6 protein-coding genes are annotated in these 3,454 nt (G+C 59.2%); 2 read left to right on the top strand and 4 right to left on the bottom strand.

All coding sequences use genetic code 11. The features are described 5' to 3' along the window. Positions 1-273: 273 nt before the first annotated feature. A complete protein-coding gene (locus tag AC629_RS40355; protein WP_084810238.1) occupies positions 274-696 on the bottom strand; it encodes a hypothetical protein in 423 nt (140 codons plus the stop codon). A gap of 183 nt (positions 697-879) precedes the next feature. Here AC629_RS40355 and AC629_RS40350 point away from each other — a divergent pair, with 183 nt between their 5' ends. Then, positions 880-1,089 (top strand): hypothetical protein, encoded by a 210-nt coding sequence (locus tag AC629_RS40350; RefSeq protein ID WP_063707793.1) that lies wholly within the window; start codon positions 880-882, stop codon positions 1,087-1,089. Between the two features lie 115 nt (positions 1,090-1,204). Further along, positions 1,205-1,582 (top strand): hypothetical protein, encoded by a 378-nt coding sequence (locus tag AC629_RS40345; protein ID WP_143199826.1) that lies wholly within the window; start codon positions 1,205-1,207, stop codon positions 1,580-1,582. A 204-nt stretch (positions 1,583-1,786) separates the two neighbouring features. Here the strand turns inward: AC629_RS40345 and AC629_RS46150 are convergent, their stop codons facing one another. The 3 genes from AC629_RS46150 to AC629_RS47965 all read right to left on the bottom strand — a co-directional run. Continuing rightward, positions 1,787-1,975, bottom strand: a complete 189-nt coding sequence (locus AC629_RS46150) for a hypothetical protein (RefSeq protein ID WP_143199825.1) — start codon at positions 1,973-1,975, stop codon at positions 1,787-1,789. A gap of 262 nt (positions 1,976-2,237) precedes the next feature. Continuing rightward, positions 2,238-3,233: a catalase family peroxidase gene (locus tag AC629_RS40340; protein WP_084810236.1), complete on the bottom strand. Its 996-nt coding sequence runs from the start codon at positions 3,231-3,233 to the stop codon at positions 2,238-2,240. A 2-nt stretch (positions 3,234-3,235) separates the two neighbouring features. Further along, the coding region (locus AC629_RS47965; RefSeq protein WP_210419187.1) for a hypothetical protein at positions 3,236-3,454 on the bottom strand (219 nt) is incomplete at its 5' end.

Genomic DNA, 3,454 nt, shown 5'->3' with positions numbered 1-3,454 from the left:
TGAAGTCATCGAGGCATTCGGGCAACAGCGTTCGCTGCCCACGATCCGCCTCTTCAACGAAGCGCCTCATCGATTCCCCCAAAGAATCACAGGAGAATCATAACAGAAGCTCAGTGTTTTCACACAGCCAGGGTCAAAAGCGGCGGTCAGCCCAACGATCCTGTGGCGTCCGGTTCCTACAACTAGCCGACATGGCAGCAGCTGTCGCGTTGTTTAGCTCGGGGGCCATGAGCCGACATCGCTCCAATCAAGCGGCGATACTTGTCAGGCTCCTTAGCGGCCGTAGGGGAAGCAGCGGTTGCGGTCGAGTGTGAGACCGAAATGCGCTCCCAGTGCAGCGATGGCCGCATCCTGCTGAGGATAAGGATCGGCATTGGATGCGGCAACGATGATGATCTGGAACCCGCCGCGATCCTTGCCACCCGGTGGCAGCATCGCTGTAGTTAGTGCATTGCCCTCCCTGTCGCGCAGCGTGAGGAAAAGCGGCATCTCTCGCTGTACATGGGCCTCGAGGCCGATGTCGCGCTCGATCGCGTTGGGCCGCTCGGGACGCCAGGACTGGATTGCCTTCTCCCGCTCGCGGCGGAAATACTTCTCAACTGTGTGGCCCATCAGGCGCGACTCATGCATCGCTTCACCTTCCGTCTCGATACGGAACCAGGTCTTGCCCTTCGGCGCGTCGCAAACATACTGCATTTCGCCCGTCCTGCGATCGCCGCAATTCTAGGGCGGCGGGCCTGCAAAGCCAATATGAGACTAGCTCCCGTGTATAGCGCTGCACGATCAAAGGGGCTAAGAGTTCTTGATTGGACGTTGAAGTTCCAGTGAGCCCAAACAATACTAGGTCGACCGGAATAATCCTCTTCAAGGAGCGTCCCGATGCCTGACGTAAGGGAAAAGCAACGCGAAGCCCGCCGGAAGATCATTCGCCAATGGGCGAAGCTTCCGAAGGATAAACGGCAGTCTATGGAGGGGATTTCTGAATTCGCCAGGACCGCCGCTCAGCAGAACGAGAACGCATTCGTCCGCAGTCGTCGCGATCCGTATCAGAAGATCATGGGATGGCTATTGCCGCGTGCTCATCTCTGAACGACTGAGTCCTCTGCACATCCTTCGAAGGCGACACCGAAATTTCGGCAAAGTCATCGAATGTCCTGCCGTGTCCGAACCCCCGGCAGGGCTGTCACAAAGCGACGAGATAACTGTGAAGCTGAAAGCAACCATCATCGTCGCAGCGCTGCTAGCTGCAACGGCTGCACATGCCGAGACGATCGATCTGAAATGCTGGGCGCGGGGCCTTGCGGGTGGCGAGCGCAACTCGGTCTACGTAAACGGGGAACAGGTCACCGTTAATCTGGACGAGGGGACGATGCACTCTCGGACATTCGGAAGCAATTTGGCCGTCCACGTCACGGATACGCACTTGTTCTTTGAGACGGCGCTTACGCTTGGCAACATTTGGCAACATCTGTTCGACCCGACCGCTGTCTGGCAAGGTTTCATCAACCGCGTCGACGGCACGCTTAAGGCGCATAAACGCGACGGTACTGTCATCAGCGGCCACTGCCAGCTGGTCGGCTGAACCTGGCCATGTCGCAGATGGGTCATGAGCGCCGTTTCGACGGTGGCCCGGCCACTTCCGGTATACCCGGATTAACGGACATCTTCAGAACCGGTTGGCATGTCTCAAACGGGCCCAAAAGCAGAAGTCGTCCAGCCGGACTTAACGCAGTAAGCCCCCATTCGGCCGTCCTCGCAATCCATCAGGCTGTGCGGCTCTGCGTGGTCAGTTCTCCGCTTTCTTGGCCTCGTTCAACGCACTGATGATCGCCTGGATGGTGCCTTCCGCAGCCGCGGCATTGTACCCGATATGGTAGCCATGGAACGCGTGGATCGGTTCGCGGTCTTCGAAGCCGTGGTGCGCCCCCTTCCACAGCACCGTCTTCACGGGGATCGAGCGCTTGCTCTCGGCCACTGGCCGCAGAGGACGGGGCTGGTGGCCTCGTCCTTCTCTGCCAGGAAGAGGCGGACCGGGGCGTAGAACTCGACGTTCTTCATCAAGCACCAGGACGGCTGCATCGCGAAGCCGCCCGCGAACATGTGCTCGTGCCGTCGGCCGTTCTTCAGCGGATGATCGCTACGATCCGTATCCGGCTTTTCGGCGCCCGTGCGGGAAGGTTTTGCCGTGCATGATTGTCGCCCATCGCGCTACGAGCGCCACGGAAACGTCGGACGACCTATTTGGTACGGCGGCCGAACGATTCGGCGTAGGCCTCGGTGCGTGTATTAATGATCGGGTCATCCGAAGCATCGATGCCGGTTGTCACATTGGTCGGTAAGAACAGCAACTCGTTCTCGACCTTCTTCGTATCCAACGCCTTGATGACCGCGATTTCGCCAAGTTCTACCGTCGACCGGCTGTCCGGCCAAACTTTCGTGGCATCCGTAATTGGATCATCAGTGGCGGCAACCTGTACCAGAAGATGGAATTTGACAGGCCCTTTTTCGAGCGATGCCCGTAGGTTGTCGGCTAATGCATTCGGAGGGCGCTTCGTCGCCTCCTCGTCGCTCACGTAGGCGGGGCCACTCTCGGGCACGATACGGTAGCGGCCGAACTTGCTTGTTCCTTGCGCATTGGTGAACTTGAACGCGTTAACGCCGAAGAAGGGCTGCGTGCCGTAACTGACCGCCACGGGCCGAGGCGTGGCGACAAACGCTGATGCGGCTGGATGGGTCAACAAGAATTTCTCGACCGGCGTCGGCTTGGGCGCGTCGGGACCGCTCGCGCCGACCGCCTGAAGCAGAGCCAGAAAATCCTCTCCAGTCGCCACCGGAAACCCGTTTGCCGATATGCAGACTATGTCTTGCTCGCTGCCATCCGAGAGGCGAAACTTGATCGCCATGCCGCGGATACGGTCGGTCGAAGGGTGGGTGTCGGGCGCGTCAGGGACGCCGCCCGCATTTGAGAAGCGAACGACCAGCGGAGTGGGAGCACCTTTGAGAAAGGCAGCCGAACTAAAAGTGTCGGCGCCTTGTGCCGGCGTGAAGGTGCCTTCAAACACGGCGCCCTTGGCGTGGTTCGCGCGAACGCCCGCATGCTGGCCGTAAAGTGCGTTCATTTGATTGACCAGCCGAACGCCAAGCGGCTCGTCTTCGGCGCCGGCGCCGGTCGCGCCTGCCGCCATCAGCGCGGAGAATGCGATGCCCACTGCAATGCGTTGAAACGATCGCATGTCTATCCTCCTGCTTTACAAGGGAGCGCATCGGAAAGTGGCTTCACGCTGGCGAAAAATCGTGCCCAGAGTGGATAATCTAAACTAAAACGCGCCCTCAATGTAGTCGATATCTGGTCGAGCGTTACGCCAGTGCCGATCGCAATCGGTGTCTTTTCACTCACCGGTTCGGCGCACGCCGACAACGGCTGCGACCGAAACAAGAACAGTTCTGAGTTACC

It is taken from the genome of Bradyrhizobium sp. NAS80.1 (assembly GCF_001908205.1).
Taxonomy (GTDB): domain Bacteria; phylum Pseudomonadota; class Alphaproteobacteria; order Rhizobiales; family Xanthobacteraceae; genus Bradyrhizobium.
This window is presented reverse-complemented; position numbering and strand designations above follow the sequence as displayed.